The sequence below is a fragment of the Noviherbaspirillum sp. genome (assembly GCF_035254685.1).
Lineage (GTDB): Bacteria > Pseudomonadota > Gammaproteobacteria > Burkholderiales > Burkholderiaceae_D > Noviherbaspirillum.
Map to the genome: position 1 here is coordinate 1 of NZ_DATFAI010000029.1, position 21,331 is coordinate 21,331.

Here is a 21,331-nt window from a genome sequence, read left to right on the forward strand (position 1 = left end):
GCCTACCACGTGGTGGCGACCCATCCGCAGATCATGCCGTTCACGGGCGATGCCAACAGCAAGTACGCGCTGTATGGCGACCATGTGAATCTGGCGATCACACCGTTCGGCGTCACCTCGCCGCACCTGGCGGACAAGGACTTCGAGCAGCAGGAAGTAATGGATGCGTTCCTGCGCTACAACGGCCGCGTCGTGCCGAAGGACAGCACCATCAACGTACCCGAAGGGGTCACGGTACGCCGTGCCATGGGCGATTTCAACCGCAAGCGCTTTGGCGAACTTGCGGGCATAGGGCTCGATCACGCCAGTGATGCGGAAGTGCAGGACGCGCTGACCTATAACGTGTTCCCCAATTTTTCGCCGTGGGGCGGTTTCTCGCCGACGGTCGTGTATCGCTGGCGCCCCTGGATCGATCAGGACCACACCTTGATGGAGGTCCGGATCCTGACCCTCGTTCCCGAGGGGCAGCCCATGCCTGACTCGGCGTGCATGCAGATGCTCGATGACAGTCAGAACTGGGCGGAAGCATTGGGCGTGCTGGGCAGCATCGTCGATCAGGACATGGGCAATCTTCCGCATGTCCAGGCGGGCATGAAGCTCTCCAAGAACAGGCAGCTGCATCTGGCGAATTACCAGGAAGTACGCATTCGCCACTTCCACCAAACCCTCGACAAGTACCTGGCCGATTGACGCGGGCGGGAGTGCGCTGAATGAAAGCAATTGCCATTGCCGCTTACGGCGGCCCGGAAGTCTTGCACCTCGTCGAACGCGACAGGCCTGTTCCCGGCGCAGGTGAGGTCCTCATCAGGGTTGCCGCATCCGGGATCAATCGCCCGGATGTGTCCCAGCGTGAAGGCAATTACCCGCCGCCGCCGGGAATTTCGGACTTGCCGGGACTCGAGATCGCCGGGGAGATCGTTGGTGGTGACCTTTCGCATTCGAGCAATGCGTGGGGACTCAAGGCAGGCGATGAGGTGTGTGCGCTCGTCGCAGGCGGCGGCTATGCGGAGTACTGCGTTGCGCCGCTGGCGCAATGCCTGCCCGTTCCGCACGGCTTGTCGTATGTCGAGGCCGCCGCCTTGCCCGAAGCCTTCTTCACCGTCTGGAGCAATGTGTTCGACCGTGCCCGACTCGGGCGCAATGAAGACGGCGAGCTTGAGACCTTGCTGGTGCATGGAGGCGGCAGCGGCATCGGCGTGGCGGCGATCCAGATCGCCAGTGCCCTGGGCCATCGCGTCTTCGCCACGGCGGGCAGCGAGGAAAAATGCCGCGCTGCGGAGCGTCTCGGCGCCGCGCGCGGGATCAACTACCGCTCCGAGGATTTTGTCGCGGTGGTGAAAGACATGACCGGCGGCCGCGGTGTGGACGTGGTGCTCGACATCGTCGGCGGCGATTACATCCCGCGCGATATCGACTGTCTCGCGTTCGACGGTCGGCTCGCGCTGGTTGCCGTTCTCGGCGGAACTGAAACGCACGTTGATTTGCTCAAGGTATTGATGCGGCGCCTGACGGTCAGCGGCTCGACCTTGCGCGCGCGTTCGGTGAAGTTCAAGCAAGGCATCGCCCGTCAGCTCGAGGAACGCGTGTGGCCGCTGCTGGCAGGCGGGCAGATCCGGCCCGCGATTTACGCCACGTTTGCGCCGACTGAGGGGCCGGAGGCACACCGGCTGATGGAGAGCAACCGGCACATCGGCAAGATCGTCATCGATTGGGGCCGACCACACTAGGAAAGTATCAGCCGGGGGCGGGCTCGTGCGAGCAAGTTCGCCGTGCTTCCGGCATGCGCCATTGGCGTAGCGGCAGATTGGGCCATACCGGTTCGAGCGCCAAATTCATCTGGCAGACTGTTGAAGAACGTTTGCGCGCCCTTGGCTCCAGCCTCGGATCGCACGCCGGGTTCTTCAACAGCCAGCCAGGGAGGTGCCGGAGCGCCAGATACGGAAAGTCTGGCTGGAAGGCGATTGTAATCACGATGAAAAAAGACCTAATCCGACAGGAGACTACTGAATGATGAACAGGACCAAGAAGCGACGCCTCGCTTTGAAACTTGCCATGTCCGGGCTGGCCTTCTATGGCGCAGCAGGAACGGCTGGCGCCGCCGATATCGACGTCGGCAACCCCGACATGTCGGTGCAGTGGGGTAACACGCTGCGCTATAACGTCGGCGTGCGTGCCGAGGGCCGAAACGCGGGTTGGGAAACAAGCGGTATCGCCAGCACGCAGGCCAAGTATGACAAGGGCGATGTCGTGGTCAATCGCCTCGACTGGTTGACCGAGCTCGACGTGAGCTACAAGGGCATCGCCGGTTTCCGTCTGGCCGGTGCTGCCTGGTACAACAATGAGTTCGACCGCGCAGTGGGCGTGCCGCCGGGACGCGATGCCTTCGGCAATTACACCGGCAATCGCTTCTCCGATTACACCAAGCGCTTCCATGGCGGACCGTCCGGCGAAATCCTCGACGCCTTCGTCTTCACCAACTTCGACGTCGCTGGCATGAAGACCAACGTGAAGGTGGGACGCCAGGTCAATCTCTGGGGCGAAGCGATGGTGCTGAGCGCACATAGCATTTCGAACCAGCAGCAACCGATCGACGGCCTCAAGGCCGTGGCATCGCCAGGCATCGATGCCAAGGAAGTTCAGCTGCCAGAAGGCCAGATCCACGCGTCCATGCAGGTCAACGACAACCTGTCTGTGGCGGCGATGTATCACTATGAGTGGCTTCCTACCCGCATTGCTGAAGGCGGCACCTTCCTCGCGAGCTCCGACATGCTGCTGCGCGGACCGGATCGCGCCTTCAATCCGGCTACCGGCGGCTTCCGTACCAATCTCGGTATCAGCAAGCCGGACAACAGCCACGATTGGGGCGTCAATGCACGTTACAACTCCGACCTGGTTGGCGGCGTGGTCGGCGTCTACTTCCGCAACTATACGGAAAAGAGCCCGACGCTCAGCCTGACCCCGACCTCGTACCGTGCCGTCTATCCGAAAGACACCAAACTGTTCGGCGTGAGCCTGAGCACGCTGATCGCGGGCATGAGCGTTGGCGCGGAAGCGTCCTACCGCAAGGATGCCGCTCTCAAGAGCACCATCCTCAATGGCGCGAGCGAGGGTGCGCGTGGCGACACCTACCACGCATTGGTGAACGCAGCGAAGCAGTGGGGACAGAACTCGCTCTGGAGCCAGGTAAACCTCACCGGCGAACTGGCATACAGCCATCTGGACAAGGTGACCGGCGGCGCCACTTTCTTCCGTCCTTGCGCCCCGGGCGCCGATATCAAGCGGACCGGCTGTTCCAGCAGGAATAACTGGGAAGCCACCGTGCGTGTCTCACCCACCTGGACTGCCGTTGCGCCGGGCTGGGACCTGGGTGCGACCGCATCGGTCACCTACGGCCTGAAGGGCAACGGCTCCACCACCGGCAGCAGCAGTGAAGGCGCCGGCTCATGGACCGTCGGCGGCACCGCGACCTACAACGGCCAGCACGACTTCAGCATTGCCTATAACGATGCCATGTCCCCGGTGGGCCCACAGCCCGATCGCGGCTGGGTGTCCTTCACATACAAGTATCAGTTCTGAACCATTGAATTAATCAAATTCCCAAGGAGCGTTTCATGATATCGATGATGAAATCGACCTCGATTGCAGTGCTATTGGGCGCGGCAGGCCTCGCGCACGCGCAGTTGACTTCCGCCGAGCTCAAGCAGCTTGGCACCACTTTGACGCCGTGGGGCGCCGAAGTCGCCGGCAACGCCGATGGCACCATTCCGGCCTACACCGGCGGCCTGACCACGCCCCCGGCGAACTACGACAAGTCCAATCCCGGCTGGCGCCCGGACCCGTTCCCCAACGACAAGCCGCTGTTCAAGATCGACGCCAGCAATGTCGACAAGTACAAGGACAAGCTGTCCGTCGGCACGATCGAAATGATCAAGAAGTACCCGACCTTCCACGTCGAGGTGTTCCAGACTCGTCGCACTGCCGCGTATCCGAAGAGCGTGCAGGAAAACTCGATCAAGAACGCCACGCGCTGCAAGGTCATCAACGACGGCGAGGGCCTGGACACCTCGACCGGCTGCGGCCACGGCATCGCATTTCCGATACCGAAGAGCGGCATCGAAGCGATGTGGAGCTTCGGTACGCGCTACCGTACCCCGGCTTATCTCTTGAAGAACGTAGCCGGTCTTTTCGTCAAGCCGAATGGCGAGATCGTCAAGACCTACGAAGGCCAGGGCTACCGCGGCTGGGATTTCTACGATCCCGCCCAGTCCAAGCCGGATCGCTACTACTCCTACAGCTACGAGTATTCCGCACCGACGCGCCTGGCGAACAATTCATCCATCGTGTTTGACGACGTGAAGACCGGCGAGCGTGTCGCCTACAACTACAGCCCGGCAACCCGACGCGTGCGCCTGGCGCCTGACAACTCCGGCGATACGCCGGTGTCGCAGATGGGCGGCGCGATGACCTTCGATGAAGATGCGATGTTCGCCGGCAAGAAGGATCGCTACGACTGGAAACTGATGGGCAAGAAGGAGATGTACATCCCGTACAACAACTATCGCTTCCAGTATCCGGCCGCGAATGGAGAATGCGCAGGCGAGAAACGCTTCACGCCCTTCCATCTGAATCCGAAGTGCGTGCGCTGGGAACTGCATCGCGTCTGGCATGTGCGCGGCACCCTGAAGGAAGGCAAGCGCCATATCTTCAAGCAGCGCGACATGTATATCGATGAAGATAGCTGGGGCGACGGCCTGTCCGATCATTTCGACCAGAATGGCCGCCTGTTCCACATCAACCAGCAGATCGGTGCACCGCTGTATGACGCACCGGCTCCGGCCGCAACCGACAACATGATCATCGACATGATCTCCGGCGTGTATGGATTCTCCGGTGCGATGGGCGGCGTCTATGTGATTGAGCCCTGGGCACGCTCCAGGTTCGCTCCGGACCTGATCGTGAACAAGAAGATCGTTTTCAAGTAAACGCAAATCGATCGCACAAATCGATTGCACAAATCGATTGCTGTAGCGGCAGCGGGTGAGGCGAGGTGTGCGCTGCATTGCGCCTGGCCTCGCCTCACCTCGCTCTGCCCGATCCAGTCCGTTGATGTGGAAGAACTATGTTGAATCGTAAATTTGGATACGTATTCCTGCTGGCACTGCTCGCATCCAGCGCTGCCGTCGGCGCGGAATACAAGGGCCCGTTGGACGTACCGGCAAAAGTCAATACGAAGTTTGCGCAATCCAACCGCCTGACGGCTGTCGCCAAAGCCGGCAATGCACTCGTGGCAGTCGGGCCGCGCGGGCACATACTCGTGTCGGAAAACAGCGGTCAGAGTTGGGAGCAGGTCCCTGTCCCGGTTTCATCCGATCTTGTCGCAGTGCGCTTTGTGAATGCGACCCACGGCTGGGCAGTCGGGCATGACGGCGTGGTGCTCCACACTGCCGATGCCGGCAAGAGCTGGGTCAAGCAGCTCGATGGAAAACAGGCCGCCGCCGTGGCGGAAAAGTCCTTCAAGAAGGCAGTCGCGGAAGGCTCGGAGCAGGCGAAGAAAAGCCAGGATCTTGTGACGCGTTTCGTCGAGGAAGGGGCAGACAAGCCTTTCCTCGATGTCCTGTTCCTCAATGAAAAAGAGGGATTCGTCGTCGGCGCCTTCAACAATGCCTTCCGTACGCAGGATGGCGGCAAGACTTGGGAGCCCTTGTTCTGGCAGATCGACAATCCCCAGTCCTATCATCTCTATGCGCTTGCGACCCACGCAGGCGAACTCTACGCCGCCGGCGAGCGCGGCCTGCTGCTGCACTGGGACAGGCAGCGACAATACTTCAGCGCCATCACCTCGCCCTACCAGGGGAGCTTTTTCGGCCTGCTCGATACCGGCAAGGAGCTGATCGCCTATGGCCTGCGCGGAAATGTCTATGCCACGGCCGACGGCGCGAAAACCTGGCGCAAGATCGATACGCCGGCGCCTGACTCGGTCGTCGGCGGCGCGCTGCTCGGCGCGCATTATGCGCTGGTGACCGTCGGCGGCAGGATTCTGCTGAACAAGAGCGACGGCAGCGGATTCGACGTGATCCCGGCCAGCAGCCCCATGCAATACGCTTCCGTTGCCGCGGCAAGCGACCATTCCCTCGTTGCCGCTGGCGCACGCGGTGTTCGCGTCGAAACCATCCGCGACCAAGCGATTCAGGAGAAATAAGATGGCAGTATCAAACACATCCACAGAAGCCCTGCCCGTGTTCCGCGATCCGCGGGATTTTGACAAGCGCAGCGGCAACTGGCTGGAACGGCTGGTGTTCAATCACCGCCTCGTGTTTCTCGCAGTCTGCGGGCTGCTCACCTTGTTCCTCGGCTACCAGGCAACGGGCCTGACCATCAATGCCAGTTTCGACAAGATGATCCCGCAGAGCCATGCGTACATCAAGAACTACTTCGACAACCGCGACAAGCTCGGTGGCCTGGGCAACGTCGTGCGCGTGGTCATTGAAAGCAAGAACGGCGACATTTTTCAGCCCGAGTTCCTCGACACCGTCAAGAAAGTCAACGACGACCTGTTCCTGACACCGGGCGTTGACCGCGCCTGGCAGAAGTCGATCTGGATGTCGGGCGTGCGCTGGATGGTGGCAACCGAAGAAGGTTTCCGCGGCGGCGCCGTGATGCCGGATGATTATGACGGCTCGCCGGCCAGCATGGCCAGGCTGCGCTCGAACATCGATATTGCACGCCTTGCAGGCAGCCTGGTGGGCAAGGACTACAAGTCCGTCATGATCGTCGTGCCTTTGCTGGAAAAGGATCCGGCAACCGGCAAGGCCATGGATTACGGCTCGTTCTCGCGCGGACTGGAAAAGAATATCCGCGCCAAATACAGCGTCGCCGACAAAGTCGACATCCATATCATCGGCTTCGCCAAGATGATCGGTGACCTGATCGACGGCATGATCCAGGTGTTGAAGTACTTCGGCTTCGCGGCACTGGTTGCAGCCGGCATCATTTATGCCTACACCCGCTGCCAGCGCAGCACCGCACTGGTGCTTGCCTGCTCGGTCGTTGCAGTGATCTGGCTGCTCGGCACGCTGCGCCTGCTCGGTATGTATCTTGATCCCTATTCCGTCCTGGTGCCGTTCCTGGTGTTCGCGATCGGTGTGAGCCATGCTGCGCAGAAGATGAACGGCATCATGCAGGACGTCGGGCGCGGGACCCACAAGTATGTGGCAGCGCGTTACACCTTCCGCCGCCTGTTCCTGGCTGGCTTTACCGCGCTGCTGGCCGACGCCGTCGGTTTCGGTGTGCTGATGGTCATCGATATCCCGGTGATCAAGGATCTCGCGCTGGCCGCCAGTATCGGCGTGGCCATGCTCATCGTCACCAACCTGCTGCTGCTCCCCGTGATGCTGTCGTTCGCCGGCGTCAGCCCGAACGCAGCGCAGCGCAGCCTCGCGAGGGAAGCGACAGAGGGCGACATGACGCCGCGCGGCATGATCGGTTTCATCGAGCGCTTCACCACGCGCCGCTGGGCCACTGGTGCGGTGCTCGCTTCGTTGGTCATGGCGGTGGTCGGATTCTGGATCAGCCTCGGCCTGAAGATCGGCGACCTCGACGCGGGTGCACCGGAGCTGCGGGCTAATTCGCGTTACAACCGCGACGTTGGTTACATTAACAAGAGCTACGGCCTGTCCAGCGACCAGTTTGTCGTCATCGCCAAGGTGCCGGACCAGATGTGCTCGGACCTGATCGTGATGAAAAAGGTCGAGAACCTGTCCTGGAAACTGCGCGGCGTGCCTGGCGTGCAGACCGTGACCTCCCTGTCCGAATCCGCTGCCAATTTCATCTCCGGCATGCAGGAAGACAATCCGAAATGGATGTCGATCCCCAGTAGCCCGGGCATGGCGGAAGCCGCGGCGCAGCTGATCATCACGAATATTCCGGATGCGGTGGATACCGGCTGCTCGACCATTCCGGTATCGGCCTACCTGGCCGATCACAAGGCCGAAACGCTGAAGGGTGTGGTCGCGGCAGTGGAGGAGTTTGCTGCCGAAAACGACAACAAGGACACGAAGTTCCTGCTTGCGGCCGGCCCGGCAGGGATCGAGGCGGTCACCAATATCGTGGTGCACGATGCCAATCGCCGGATGCTGTTGTACGTGTACGCGGCGGTGGTCCTGCTGTGCTTCATTACCTTCCGCAACTGGCGCGCCGTGCTGGTGGCGGTCATCCCGCTGGTCGTGACCTCCGTGCTGTGCGAGGCACTGATGGCAATGCTCGGCATCGGCGTGAAGGTTGCCACCTTGCCGGTGATTGCCCTTGGCGTCGGCATCGGCGTGGACTATGCGCTGTACCTGCTGTCGGTCCAGTTGCAGCTCCAGCGCGCAGGATTGCCGCTGCGCCTGGCCTACCGCAAGGCGATGCAATTCACGGGCAAGGTCGTCGCGCTGATCGGCGTGACGCTGGCTGCCGGCGTGATCACCTGGGCCTGGTCGCCCATCAAGTTCCAGGCTGACATGGGCATCCTGCTGACCTTCATGTTCGTATGGAACATGATCGGCGCCCTGATCATGATTCCCGCGCTCTCCCATTTCCTGTTGCGCTCGAAGGCCGAAAAGACAGGAAAGGCCGGCGGGCAAGAGGTGGACAGCGAAGGGAAGTTGCCAACCAGGATCGAGGAATCACACGAAGAAGAGGCTGTTCGTTCTGCGAAAGCAGTCAACGCATGATGCGTGAGGCGCTCGCCGGCGCTACCACACAACCCGAGAATGGAGACATCAATGCAACGAAATTATGACGTGATCATTGTTGGCGGCGGCGGTGCCGGCCTCTCTGCGGCAATCGCCGCCCATGATGCCGGAGCGAGCTGCATCCTGCTCGAAGCCGACACCCATCTCGGTGGCGCGACGGCCAATTCGGGAGGCGTTTTTTACGCTGCAAACACCTCTGTGCAGCGTACGCACGGCGTCATCGGTGACACGCCCGAAGCCATGGTCGAATACATCATGACGCTGAACCAGTGGAAGACGCGACCGGACCTCGTCACCCACTATGCGAACGAAGCGGGGCCGGTACTCGAGTGGCTGATCTCCATCGGTGCCGATTTCCCCGGCGGGCACCTGGTCTGCTCGGGGGTGGAATCCGTTGCGCGCGGCCATGCCTGCGCCGGTGGCGGCGCAGGCATCGGCGAACCGCTGATCAATGCGGTCGGCGCGCGCGGCATCGAGACGGTGCTGGACTGCCGCGTCGAGTCATTGATCTTCGATGAGGGCAATGTCGTCGGCGTGCGCGCGCAAGGCATGGCGCTGTATGCACCCTGCGTGATCATCACCACGGGCGGCATCGGCAACAGCCCCGACATGCTGAAACGCCTGTATCCCTCGTCATGGCACGAGGGATGGACCTGGGCGGTGCACCGAGACAACCCGTTCATCCTCGGCGACGGCCTGACGATGGCTGAAAACATCGGTGCCGAGATCGTCGGTTTTGATACGGGCCTGGTGTTGCCCACTTCCGGTTTCTGGAAAGCCCTCGAACCCTGGCTGCCGCCCTGGATCATGGTCGTCAACAAGGAAGGCCGGCGCTTCATGTCGGAGCTGTCGCCCTACAGCGCCTGCGGCTACCTGATCAACGAGCAGACCGAGCGCCGGGTGTGGGCGATTTTCGATGACAAGGCGCTGGTCGATGCCAGCGCCGACACGTCCTATCTCGACCCGTACAAGAATGGCATGAACATTCCCACCTGGGAAGAAAGCACGATTCGCGATCAGGTGGCGAAGGGACGCGTCAAGCAGGCTGCGACGCTGGAAGAGCTGGCCCGCATCACGGGCATCGATCCGATCGCCCTGGCACAAACGGTCAAGGTGTACAACGACGACGCTAAGCGTGGCAAGGACACGCACTTCTACAAGAAAGCGCCGATCCTGTGCCCGATCGCCAGCGGCCCGTTCTACGCGGTTGAAATCCGTGCTGCCATCATCGGCAATACCAGCGTCGGCCTCAACATCGACGAAAGCACGCGGGTGCTGGATACGCATGGCTGCCCGATTCCCGGCCTGTATGCGGCGGGAGAAGTGCTCGGCTGCTGGCAGGGCCCACGGTATGCGGGTGGCGGCCTTGCAGTCGGCGGCGCCATCGTGTTCGGCCTGCTGGCAGGCCAGGTCGCGGCGCGGGAAGCGCAGTCGGTAGCGGCGCTGGCTGCGTAGCATCAGACGACGTGAACCGAAAAGGGATACGCTCCACAGAAGATGCCAAACGGTTTTGCGGCGCTTCCCGATTTTGAATTTTTACCCCATCCAGACAAGGAGACGAGCATGTCGATTTTCATGAAAGCCACCATGAAGGTGGATGCCTACAAGTGCCAGGAATTCGTGGAGGTCCTGTTGTCGGACCTGATACCGCTGATGGAAGACCAGGGATGGAAACTGCACGGCTGCTTCGTGGAGCGTTTCGGGCCGATCAAGCCTGCAGTCGTGGTTGACATCTGGGAAATGGAAAACATGGCGCATGTCGAGCGCGTCATGAAAGGCGACGCTTACCGCAACGATCCGCGCTACCAGCGGGCGATGCCAGTCGTCAAGGCGGCTGTCCTCGAGGAGTCGGTCACCTTCATGGAAAAGCGCGGCGGTAGCCTGAAGTGCTTCTATGAATGAGTGAGAGCCGGTTCGGCTTCGCCCTTGCAAAAACGAGAACAGCAAAGGAGACAAACCATGCCTGAAGCAGTCGCAACACTGAAGAACCTGTTCAGCCCGTTCCGTATCGGCAACATGCAATTGCGCAATCGCATCATGTTGCCGCCCCACGGGCGCGTCACCGGCAATCCATTTGGCACCGAGGAGGAAGCAGAGCGTTTCTTCACCTACTGGCGCGTGCGCCTCGAAGATGGGGCCGCGTGGATCGACGGCCTGAATTGCTTTCTCGATAACTCCGTCATGATTCCCGGCTTTGAGCCGCAGGGATTGGGAGCAACGGTGGGCGGCTATTTTCGCCTGCCGCATTTCCGCGAGCGCGCCGGCCGTTTCGCCGCCCTGTGCCACGAGCACGGTGCCGTTGCCACGGCGCAGATCATCATGCAGGGCGGGATGCCGCACAGCCCCTCGGGCAAGCTGGCGAACTATACGAACAACCTCGTGCCGCACGTCCTGGACAAGGAGGAAATTCGCTGGTTCATCGACGAATACGCGTTCTCCGCTGCGGAAATCCAGGCCGCCGGGCTCGACGGCGTGGAGCTGCACGCCAATCACGAGGACCTGCTGGAGCTTTTCCTTTCTCCCGCCACCAATAGCCGCACTGACGAATACGGCGGCGACGGCGAAGGCCGCATGCGCTTCCTGCTCGAAGTGATTGACGCCATCCGCAGCAAGACGGGGCCAGGTTTCTGCGTGGGCGTGCGCCTGAACATGCAAGAGATGTTTGCCGGTGGCTACGATGCGGATGAGGGCATTGCCATCGCCAAACGCCTGGAGGAGAGCGGCCAGGTCGATTACATTCACGGCGTGATCGGTGACAACTGGGGTGCGCCGAGCTACGTGCAGCCGCATCATTACAAGCCCGCCCAGTGGGCCGACACCGCCGGGCGCTTCAAGGACGCCCTGCGTTTGCCGATCGTCTATACCGGTCGTGTCAGCAGCCCGCAGGTGGCGGAGGAAATCATCGCGCGTGGCTATGCCGACGTGGTAGGCATGGCACGTGCCATGTTCGCCGACGGGAACCTGATCTCCAAGGCACGCGAGGGCAGGCTGGACGACATCCGACCCTGCGTCGGCACCAACGATTGCCTGCATCGCATTCTCGTCGAGGGCCTCAAGTTCGGCTGCTCGGTCAACCCGCGCACCGGCTACGAACATGAGCCGCCGCTGGCGCCCGCGCGCGAAGCAAAAAAGGTACTGGTGGTCGGTGCCGGTCCCGCAGGCATGGAGGCGGCTGCCCTTCTGCGCGAAAAGGGGCATGACGTCATCCTGTGGGAGCGCGAGAGCGCGCTTGGCGGCCAGATGCGTGTGGCCGCACGTGCCCGGGAAAACCAGTCCTACGACGACTTCATTGCGTTCCAGCGGCGCCGGCTGAACAAGCTGGGCGTGGAGGTGTGCCTGAACCGCACTGCGACCGTCGACGGCATCGCAGCCGCAAAGCCGGATGTGCTGGTGCTCGCCACAGGCGCGCGGCCGCGCAGGCCGGAGATCGACGGCGTCGATCTGCCCAACGTACTGGAAGGGCGCGATGTGATGCTGGGACTGAAGGATGCAGGCGACCGGGTGATCGTGATCGCAACGGAAGACCATATGCAACCGCTGACGATCGCCGGGTTCCTGGCGGACCAGGGCAAACAGGTGCGCATCATTTACCAGACGCCGGCGATCGCGCCGCTGGTGGGAAAGTATTCGATCGGCGCGTCACTGGCCAGTCTCTCGCGTGCCGGCGTGGAAATCCGCGTGATGGAACGCGTCGAGCGGATCGAAGCAAACCGGGTGGTGACGCGCAATGTCTATTCGGGCGTGGAACAGGAATTGCGGGATGTCGATTCCGTCGTGCTGGCCTGCGGTGGCGAAGCGGAGGACGCGCTCTACCACGCACTCAAGGCGCGCCTGCGGGAGGTGCACATTCTGGGTGACGCCTACGCGCCGCGCCGTATCTCGTTTGCCACGCGCCAGGCGTACAACCTCGCGAAAGTGATCTGACTTCCTCCCGTCCGGGAAGAATACGGAAAGAATAAACATGTATTTGCCGTTCTGCCTCCGGCGAACGGCATAACCCAAGGAGATTCAGGATGACCAGTACAAATCCGCTCGCTGCAGTACCTCGCATGAACCCGAAAATGGCTTCGCTCGGCGAGGTGTTTCAGATTGCCTTCGTACCTGCCGATTTCGACGCGGCCTTGCGCTTCTGGACCGAAACCATGGGCGCGGGCCCCTTCTATCTCATGGAGCACATCCAGGCGGAAAACTGCAAATACAAGGGTGAGCCCACCTCGCTGGATTTCAGCGCCGCGATCGGCTACTGGGGCGACCTGCAGATCGAGCTGATCCAGCAGCATGACAGTAAGCCCTCGATCTATACCAGCTGGCTGCAGCAGGGACAGCAAGGGCTGCACCATGTCTGCGTGGAAGTGAAAGACATGGAAGAAACGCGACGCATCTGCGCCGAAGCCGATGCAGTCGTCCTGCAGGAAGCGCAATTCCGTGGCGGCAGCGCAGAAGTGATTTATGTCGATACCCACGGCGGCCCCGGCACCATGATCGAATTCTGGAAGGGTGACGATGCCGGCCGCAAATTCTTCGCCAGCATCCGCGAGGCCGCGCGCGGTTGGGACGGCAGCAGGCCGGTGCGCCGCAGGGGCGAATGATGATGCCGCGGCCCGTGCTGTCGCTGGCGTCGGGGGTGGTACCGGAAGCGACGCCGCTGCAGACTGTGGAAGCGGCCGCGGCGGCGGGATTCGAGGCAGTCGGACTCTGGATCGAGCCATCGACGTGGACGGCGCAGACGACGCGTGAAGTGCGGCAGGCGGTCCGCGAGCGCGGGTTGTCGGTCCTGGATGCCGAGGTGATCTGGTTGCGCCCAGGTCCCGCCAATCCTGATCACCTGCGCGTGCTCGACATCGCCGCCGAACTGGGCGCAGCCAATGTGCTGGTCGTCAGCTCCGATCCGGACCGCGACGCGACCGTGGAAAAGTTCGCCCAGCTTTGCGAATACGCCAGACGCAGCAGCCTGCGCGTCGCGCTGGAATTCGGCGCCTTCACCGACGTGCCCACCCTTGGGGCAGCAGCAGCAATTCTCGAGCGGGCGGCGCAACCCAACCAGGCGCTTCTGGTGGACGCGCTGCATTTGCAGCGCTCGGGAGGGTTGCCTTCGCACCTGCGAGAAGTGCCTGCGTCCTGGTTCAGCTATGCGCAGTTCTGCGATGTGCCCCTTTCGGGACCGGCTGCCTCCGACCGTGGGGCCATCCGGGAAGAGGCGGTCGATCGTAGGGTCTGCCCGGGAGAAGGCGAGCTGCCGCTTCGAGACCTGCTACAGGCGTTGCCAGCAGCATTGCCGCTCAGCATAGAGGTGCGTTCGAAGCGGCTTCGCGAGGCGTATCCCGACCTGGCCGAGCGCGCCAGCGTGGTGCGGCGGATGACCAGGTCCTGGCTCGAGTCCCGCGTGATGGAGTAGTTCGTCCAGATAAAGACATAGGGCTTGCCGCGCGCATCAATGCAGGTGTGGAGAGAGCGCTGGTGCTGCATTGTCGGTAGCCGGGGCAATGGCGGGTTTCGCTTTGCTCAACCCACCCTACGGTTCTCTATCGGCCATCTTTATCTGGTTAATCCAGGAGCGCTAATTCAAGGAGATTTTGCATGGCACTGACACATGTGCTGCAGCCGATATCCATCGGAGGGGTAAGCATTCCCAACCGGGTCGTACGCAGCGCCCACGGCACGCGCTTCGGCGGCGGCTTGATGAGTGATGACTTGATTGCCTATCACGCCTTGCGCGCGCGCGGCGGGGTCGGCCTGTCGATCCTGGAGATCATGGCAGTCCACCCCAGCAGCCCGAGCGGGCTGAATGGTTTCGATCCGCGCATCGGCGAAGGCTTCGGGCGCTTGCTGGACGCGGTGCGGCCGCATGGCATGCGACTGTTCCAGCAGATCTGGCACGGCGGCCATCACACCATGCCGCAGGATGGCGGGCCGCCCTGGTCGGCGTCGGATATTCCCGGTCCGCGGCTCGGCGTTGCGCCTGTGCCGATGACGCGGGCGATGATCGACGAGATCGTGGATTCCTATGCGCGCACCGCGCGCATGTGCCAGGAACTCGGTCTCGACGGCGTGGAGATACATGCCGCCCACGGCTACCTGATTCACCAGTTCCTCTCGCCGGCGACGAACCAGCGCGAAGACGACTATGGCGGCAGCTTCGATAACCGCATTCGTTTCCTGCTCGATGTGGTCACTGCAGTGCGAGCGGCGGTGCGGCCCGGCAGTTTCGCAGTTGGCGTGCGCCTCGCGCCCGACATGAGCGCCGGCGGATGGAATGAGGCGGATGTGCTGCGCGTTGCCCACCTGCTGGAATCGCGCGGGCTGATCGATTTCGTGCACGTCTCGCAGGGCAGTTATCACGCCTTCGACAAGATGATTGGCGGGATGCATGAACCCAGCGGATACGAACTGCCCCTGAGCCGAAGGGTGACACGCGAGCTCTCGGTGCCGCGCATCGTTGTCGGCCGCTTCCGCACGCTGGAGGAGGCGGACCAGGCGATACGCGATGGCGATGCCGACATGGTCGCCATGACCCGCGCCACCATTGCCGATCCGATGCTCGTTCGCAAGACGATCGATGGCAAGGTGGAACAGGTCCGCCCCTGCATCGCGTGCAACCAGGGTTGCGTCGGCAATCTGCTGACCGTCGGTCGCATGGGTTGCGTAGTCAATCCTGCGGTGGGCCACGAGCTGCGCTTCGGCGAACATCTGTTGCGGCCTGCCACGGAAAAGCGGCATGTGGTGGTCATCGGTGGCGGCCCCGCCGGGATGGAAGCAGCGCGTGTTGCCGCTCTTCGGGGGCACCGTGTCACGCTCTGCGAGGCGCAGCCAGAACTCGGAGGTGCCTTGCGGCTGGCGGCACGCGGACCGACACGACACGGAATCATCGATCTCGCGACATGGCTTGAACAGGAAATCTACCGCCTCGGTGTGCAGGTCAACCTGAGCACTTATGTCGATGCAGCCGATGTGCTCGGCATGCGCCCGGACTCCGTTGTGGTTGCGACCGGTTCCGTGCCCCGGATGGACGGCATGCAGATGGCCAACCCGGGCGAGCCGGTGCAGGGCATGGCGCAGCGCCACGTCAGGTCGAGCTGGGAAGTGCTGAGTGATCCGAAGGTCGCAGACAAGGTCGAATCCGCCGTCGTCGTGGACGATCTCGGGCACTACGAGGCGATCGCGGTAGCCGAGTACCTGGTTCAGCGTGGCATCACGGTGCACTACGTATCGCGCCATATCGCATTTGCTCCGCTGGTCGAGCCAGCGCTGATGACCGAACCGGCGCTGCGCCGGCTGGACCAGCGGACGTTCCGGCAGCACCTGCGCAGCAGGGTGGTGAGGATCGATCCTGATTCCGTCCTGATCGGATCGACCTATTCGCCAGGCGAGGACGCAGCGACGGTACTGCCGGCACAACTGGTGGTATTCGTGTCGCTCAACCGTTCCGTGCGCGACCTGTACGAAGAATTGCGGACGAACGTGCAGCGCATCGAACTGGCTGGCGATGCGCGCTCGCCGCGGCAGCTGCAACAGGCGATGCTCGAGGGACATCGGGCGGGCGCCGCAGCGTAGCCACGCTACGATCTGATGCGATGAAATATTCAAGCAATCAAGAAAAGGAAACACGATGGATATGATGTCGATGCTGACTGAACAGGGGCGCAGGGAAGCCGAAGCGGTGGCCGCGCGTCCGGTCACCCGCCTGCTCGACCACGAAGGACGAACCGCGGTCGTGACGGGGGCGGCGCGCGGCATCGGCCTCGCGATTGCGCGTCGTCTCGCCGAGAGCGGCGCCCATGTGCTCATGGCAGACCGACGCACCGTCGATCTTGAGCGTGCGCGTTCATCCTTGCCGGCGGAATGGCAGAAGCGGATCTCCACGATGGAAGTGGATGTGACCGGCACTCCGCACGTGGCTGCGCTTGCCGATTATGCCGTGGAACGGACCGGCAGGCTCGATTTCTGGGTGAACAACGCGGGCATTTTCCCGCCGAGCGGACCGATCCGGGAAACGCAGGTGGAGGTGCTCGACCGCATCTACGAGGTCAACATCAAGGGCGTCTACGTCGGTTGCAGGGAAGCGGCTCGGCACATGGGACGCGGCGCAGTCATCCTCAATGTTGCCTCCATCGGCGCCATCAAGGGGCAGGCGGGCATGAGCGGCTACTCCGCCAGCAAGCACGCCGTGCTCGGACTGACGCGCAGCCTCGCCATGGAACTCGGCAAGGATGGCATTCGCGTCATGGCGATCGCGCCGGGATTGACGGTATCTCCAGGCAACGAGGAACTGCTCGACAGCATTCAGCAGGCCGGCCATAAGCTTGCGACCCTGTCTGCGCCGCTGGGCCGGTTCAACCTTGCCGACGATATCGCTCGCGTGGCGCTGTTTGCCGTGAGTGATATGGCCGCCATGATGACCGGCCAGCTTCTTGTGGTGGACGGCGGCACGACTGTCTGATTCGCTATCTTCTGGCCTTGTATGGAATAGTTTTGTTGACAGAATGAGGTGCGTGTGCGGGCGACAAAGATCGTCAACACGCTCTTAGTTCCCCGCCGTCCTCGCATAGGCGCCATGGGATGGGCACATCTTTGCAACAGACATTCGAGGGCGGGCATTGTTGGTGGTTCTTGTCACGCACTCTTCCCCCGTCGCTCCCACGCAGGCGGGAGCCCATAACCCGCTTCGAACTTCGGCAACCCGAATATTTTGCGCAGGATCGCAGGCTCACTATGGGCTCCCACCTTCGCGGAAATGACACACATGTGCAAGCAAGCCCAGCCGAACGACATTCAGCCGGCCGTGCAATGTCCTCGTTTTCTTATGCCCGCACCGCAAGTACCGCATCCTTCGCCTTGACCGAGACGTCCGCCAGCTTCTCCGGCGACACTTCAGTCCGGTTCAGGATGAACTGCTTGCCAGCGATGAAATCAAGCGGTGAGCCCGCCGCCTCTACGGTCACGACGCGGTTGCCATGCAAGTGAAACACGGCGAACCTGCCCTGTTCGGGTGAGCCGCGGACAACCTGGCGGTCGGCATCGAAGGGCAGGCCGGCAATCTGCAACTTCACCTCGTACTGGTCTGACCAGAACCATGGCACTTCGACAGCCGGACGAGGCTTTCCGACCACCGCGCAGGCAAGCTGGCGAGCCTGCTCGGTGGCATTGGGCACGCTTTCCAGTCGCACCATGCGCTCACCATACACCGGCATCGGCCGCCAGCTCAGGTCGCCGATGGCGAAGATCGCCGGATCGCTTGTTCGAGCATCCAGGTCTACCGCTACGCCGTTTTCACAATGCAGGCCGGCGCCGCGTGCCAGTTCATCGCGCGGCTGGGCACCGACACCGACAAGGGCAACATCGCAGGCAATCCGCTGACCGTCCTCCAGGCATACGGCACTGACGTCGCGATCGCCTTCAAAGTGACTCATGTGCGCATTGCACAGAATGCGCACGCCATGCTGCTGATGGATGCGTTCGAAGAACCTGGCCAGGGGCTCGCTTGCCACGCGTGCCAGCAGGCGCGCTTCGCGCTCGATGATCGTCACTTCCAGACCGAGGGCACGCGCTGAGGCCGCCACCTCGAGGCCGATGTAACCGCCACCGACGATGGCGACGCGGCACCCGGGTTGCAGGGCTTTCTTTAGACGTTCGGCATCATCGATGCCGCGCAGGCTGAGAATGTTGCCGAGGTTCGCGCCGGGGACGGGAAGCTGGCGAGCGCGCGCCCCGGTCGCGAGGACCAGGAAATCGTAGGGCAGGACATCGCCACCGGCGAGGGTGACGCGGCGCGCACTGCGGTCGATCGAGGCGACGCTTTGCTCGGTGCGCACTTCGATATCGTTTTCCGCGTAAAAGGCGGCGTTCTTGAGAAACAGCGATGCCGTGTCGGCCGATCCTTTCAGGAAGGCTTTTGACAAGGGCGGGCGCTGGTAAGGAAGGTAAGGTTCGTCGCCGACGATGCAAATCGCGCCGCGATGGCCGTATTCCCGCAATGTGGCGGCGGCGGTGCCGCCGGCGTGACCGGCGCCGATGATGACGATTTTCGATTCAAGGGACATGCTTTCACCTGTAACAGGAGGACGTACCGGCAGACCGCGCGACTCTTGCGCGGATGCTGCGGCGGCAGTGCTTCCGGCTCGCGCCGGGCAAGGCACTGCCGGAAGGAGGGAAGGAATTGCCCGGTGTGGACACAACGGCTTGTGGTCGTAAGGACATGGCAGGCTTTACAGCTCTCGCCTGGCCCAGGAAATGCCGCGCCGCAAAAGCTCGTAGTAGACAGGCTGCTCCCAAGCGCAGCGCTCGATTTCCGGATAAAAATCGACCATCGGCTGCAGGTCGTAATGCCCGCGGCAGTGCCCCAGCGTGAGATACATCACCGCGCCCTTTTCAAGCTGGCGCAGGTAGAGGACAGGATGGCGCTGCTTTTCCCACTGGTTGTCCACGAAACGGCCCGCCGAACCTTCGAATTCCGTGTCCAGCAGCACGCTGAGCGGCGCATGGACCGTCGAAAGATAGAGCTCATCGACCACCTCGAAAGGCTCGATGCCTTTGACCATGGGATGATCGAGGCCGGTGGGCGACACGGTAAAGGGCCCGATCGGCGGATGGGCGCGGAACATCGAGCCCAGAGTATCGATGAACAGCGGCGCGGTGCACGGCGTGTCGATGCTGCCGTTTTCCAGGAAGCGCAGGATCGAATTCGTCCCGTGCAGCGCCAGCCAGCGTCCGCCACGTTCAAGATAGTTCCGCAGCGCCACCTGCTGCTCTTCCGTGGGTGTCACGTCGCAGGTATAGCTCACCAGGAAGTCGGCGGCGTTGATGGCTTCCAGGTTCGAATAGTCTTCGAACACGCGAACCCGGATCCTCTCGTCCTCGGCCAGCAGCTTCAGCAGTTCGAGGCGGGCAAAGTCGATATCGTGCCATTTCCCGCCGGCGATCAACACGCAGTTCAGACGCACGCTCATCGCCTCCTCAGTGCTGCACGCGCTTGGTCATGCCGCCGTCGATGACCAGGTTGGTGCCGGTCGTAAAGGCGCTGACGGGGGAGGCAAGGAAGGCGACAGCATTGGCGACTTCTGCGGCCTGCCCGAGCCGTCCGAGCGGAACCTGGTTGACGGTCTTTTCGTAGAACTCCGGCCGGCCTGCCTTGATCTTGTCCCATGCGCCGCCCTCGATGAGGATCGGGCCGGGGGAAACGGTGTTGACGCGAATGCCCTTGGGTGCAAGGCTGTGGGCGAGCGCGCCGGCGTAATTGGTGACGGCGGCTTTCAGTGCCGCGTAGGGCTGCGGTCCGAATGCGGGTTCAATCGCCACCGTGGTGGAGATGACGACGATCGACGCGCTGCCAGATTTTTCCAGCGTGGGGAGGGCGGCGTCGATGCCGCGATAGGTGGCCAGCAGGTCCAGTTCGAAGGCCGCTTGCCACCGTTCCTCGCTGGGTGCGCCGCCGCCGGCGGAGCCAAAGCAGACAAAAATGTCGCAACCGCCGAGGCGTTCGCTGGCACGGGTCACCCAGTCGCGATAGGCGTCGGCATTCCCAAGATCGACGCTTTCGCCGGTGGCGGAACCGCCGCGTTCGCGCAATTGCTGCACGGCCTCCTCGACGCCAGCCTTGTCACGCGCGCAAAGTTCGATCGCGCAGCCTTCCGCTGCCAGCACTTCGGCGACGGCGCGGCCGATACCTTTGGTCGCGCCCGCCAGAATGGCCTTTTTTCCCTTCAGTTGCAGATCCATGATGTGTTTTCCCTTGTTGGTGGTTGTCGCAATCCGAGTCTAATACCAATTTTAAAAACAGTCTATCTGGATTCTTTAAGTTAGAGAAGGTGCGATCACATTACCCTCTATCTCCGTATATACATGGGGAGAAATACTGTCGTATGACAAGATAAAATATAAAAACAAGCACGCGTGCTTGTTTTTATTGATTTGAGCGGGTACATTATCGCCGAGGAGATTAATTACGATTAATTAGCCCCACAGACCATAGAGGAGAGACTGATGTCAGAGAACGACCAATCAATGACCGAAGACATGCTGATCCAGCGCAGCCCTGGGACTTCCTGGGATGAACTTGCCGCGTCGGACAGCCGTGAAGTGCCTGCTTTCCTGCTGAAAGACAATTACCGTCACCTCGGTTCGGAGCCGCTATCGACGGATCGCTATACCAGCCCGGCATTTTTCCAGCGCGAGCTCGAAAAGATGTGGCCGCGCGTGTGGCAGTTCGCGGCGCGCGAAGAGGAAATGCTCAATACCGGCGACGTGGTGCTGTATGAAAACGCCGGGCGTTCTTATCTGCTGACACGCCAGGCCGACGGCTCGGTCAGGGCCTTCCATAATGTGTGCCTGCATCGCGGACGCAAGCTGCGCACCGCCAGCGGCAAAGTCGGCGAATTCCGCTGCACCTACCATGGCTGGTCGTGGAATCCCGATGGCAGCCTGAAGAACATTCCGTCGCGCTGGGACTTTTCCCACCTGGATGCGCAGCCGCTCAATCTCCCGGAAGCCGAAGTCGGGCGCTGGGGCGGCTTCATTTTCATTCGCGAGGAGGCGGGCGGCCCGACGCTGGAGGAATACCTCGGCGTGCTGCCGCAGCATTTCGAACGCTGGAAGCCCGAGCAGCG

At 62.1% G+C, this 21,331-nt stretch carries 17 protein-coding genes; 14 read left to right on the forward strand and 3 right to left on the reverse strand.

Features of this window, described 5'->3' with window-relative positions:
* The 13 genes from VJ698_RS13980 to VJ698_RS14040 form a co-directional block, all read left to right on the forward strand.
* The coding region (locus tag VJ698_RS13980) for an RHO alpha subunit C-terminal catalytic domain-containing protein (protein WP_324103387.1) at positions 1 to 690 on the forward strand (690 nt) is incomplete at its 5' end.
* 20 nt (positions 691 to 710) lie between these two features.
* A complete protein-coding gene (locus tag VJ698_RS13985; RefSeq protein WP_324103388.1) occupies positions 711 to 1,727 on the forward strand; it encodes an NAD(P)H-quinone oxidoreductase in 1,017 nt (338 codons plus the stop codon).
* A 280-nt stretch (positions 1,728 to 2,007) separates the two neighbouring features.
* Positions 2,008 to 3,576 (forward strand): DUF1302 domain-containing protein, encoded by a 1,569-nt coding sequence (locus VJ698_RS13990; RefSeq protein ID WP_324103389.1) that lies wholly within the window; start codon positions 2,008 to 2,010, stop codon positions 3,574 to 3,576.
* Between the two features lie 35 nt (positions 3,577 to 3,611).
* Positions 3,612 to 4,982 (forward strand): DUF1329 domain-containing protein, encoded by a 1,371-nt coding sequence (locus VJ698_RS13995; protein WP_324103390.1) that lies wholly within the window; start codon positions 3,612 to 3,614, stop codon positions 4,980 to 4,982.
* Between the two features lie 137 nt (positions 4,983 to 5,119).
* Positions 5,120 to 6,199, forward strand: coding sequence for a YCF48-related protein (locus VJ698_RS14000; RefSeq protein WP_324103391.1), 1,080 nt, complete (start codon positions 5,120 to 5,122; stop codon positions 6,197 to 6,199).
* A 1-nt stretch (position 6,200) separates the two neighbouring features.
* Complete coding sequence (locus VJ698_RS14005) at positions 6,201 to 8,711, forward strand: efflux RND transporter permease subunit (RefSeq protein WP_324103392.1); 2,511 nt, start codon at positions 6,201 to 6,203, stop codon at positions 8,709 to 8,711.
* Between the two features lie 51 nt (positions 8,712 to 8,762).
* On the forward strand, positions 8,763 to 10,187 hold the full coding sequence (locus VJ698_RS14010; protein ID WP_324103393.1) for an FAD-dependent oxidoreductase: 1,425 nt from the start codon (positions 8,763 to 8,765) through the stop codon (positions 10,185 to 10,187).
* A gap of 108 nt (positions 10,188 to 10,295) precedes the next feature.
* Positions 10,296 to 10,634, forward strand: coding sequence for an NIPSNAP family protein (locus VJ698_RS14015; protein WP_324103394.1), 339 nt, complete (start codon positions 10,296 to 10,298; stop codon positions 10,632 to 10,634).
* A 57-nt stretch (positions 10,635 to 10,691) separates the two neighbouring features.
* Positions 10,692 to 12,656, forward strand: a complete 1,965-nt coding sequence (locus tag VJ698_RS14020) for an FAD-dependent oxidoreductase (protein ID WP_324103395.1) — start codon at positions 10,692 to 10,694, stop codon at positions 12,654 to 12,656.
* A gap of 89 nt (positions 12,657 to 12,745) precedes the next feature.
* Positions 12,746 to 13,321, forward strand: coding sequence for a VOC family protein (locus VJ698_RS14025; protein ID WP_324103396.1), 576 nt, complete (start codon positions 12,746 to 12,748; stop codon positions 13,319 to 13,321).
* Complete coding sequence (locus VJ698_RS14030; RefSeq protein WP_324103397.1) at positions 13,318 to 14,127, forward strand: sugar phosphate isomerase/epimerase family protein; 810 nt, start codon at positions 13,318 to 13,320, stop codon at positions 14,125 to 14,127. Before VJ698_RS14025 ends, VJ698_RS14030 begins: the two co-directional genes overlap by 4 nt.
* 182 nt (positions 14,128 to 14,309) lie before the next feature.
* A complete protein-coding gene (locus tag VJ698_RS14035) occupies positions 14,310 to 16,283 on the forward strand; it encodes an FAD-dependent oxidoreductase (RefSeq protein ID WP_324103398.1) in 1,974 nt (657 codons plus the stop codon).
* Between the two features lie 55 nt (positions 16,284 to 16,338).
* The gene (locus VJ698_RS14040) at positions 16,339 to 17,169 is read left to right on the forward strand and encodes an SDR family oxidoreductase (RefSeq protein WP_324103399.1); all 831 of its coding nucleotides are present in this window, start codon (positions 16,339 to 16,341) and stop codon (positions 17,167 to 17,169) included.
* 361 nt (positions 17,170 to 17,530) lie between these two features.
* Here VJ698_RS14040 and VJ698_RS14045 read toward each other — a convergent pair whose 3' ends face one another.
* The 3 genes from VJ698_RS14045 to VJ698_RS14055 form a co-directional block, all read right to left on the reverse strand.
* Positions 17,531 to 18,769: an NAD(P)/FAD-dependent oxidoreductase gene (locus tag VJ698_RS14045; protein ID WP_324103400.1), complete on the reverse strand. Its 1,239-nt coding sequence runs from the start codon at positions 18,767 to 18,769 to the stop codon at positions 17,531 to 17,533.
* A gap of 165 nt (positions 18,770 to 18,934) precedes the next feature.
* Positions 18,935 to 19,675 carry a ThuA domain-containing protein gene (locus VJ698_RS14050; protein ID WP_324103401.1) on the reverse strand — a complete coding sequence of 247 codons (741 nt, stop codon included), beginning with the start codon at positions 19,673 to 19,675 and terminating at the stop codon, positions 18,935 to 18,937.
* Positions 19,676 to 19,682: 7 nt separating this feature from the next.
* Positions 19,683 to 20,444: an SDR family NAD(P)-dependent oxidoreductase gene (locus VJ698_RS14055; RefSeq protein WP_324103402.1), complete on the reverse strand. Its 762-nt coding sequence runs from the start codon at positions 20,442 to 20,444 to the stop codon at positions 19,683 to 19,685.
* A 264-nt stretch (positions 20,445 to 20,708) separates the two neighbouring features.
* Between VJ698_RS14055 and VJ698_RS14060 the strand changes: the two genes are divergently transcribed.
* The coding region (locus tag VJ698_RS14060; protein WP_324103403.1) for a Rieske (2Fe-2S) protein at positions 20,709 to 21,331 on the forward strand (623 nt) is incomplete at its 3' end.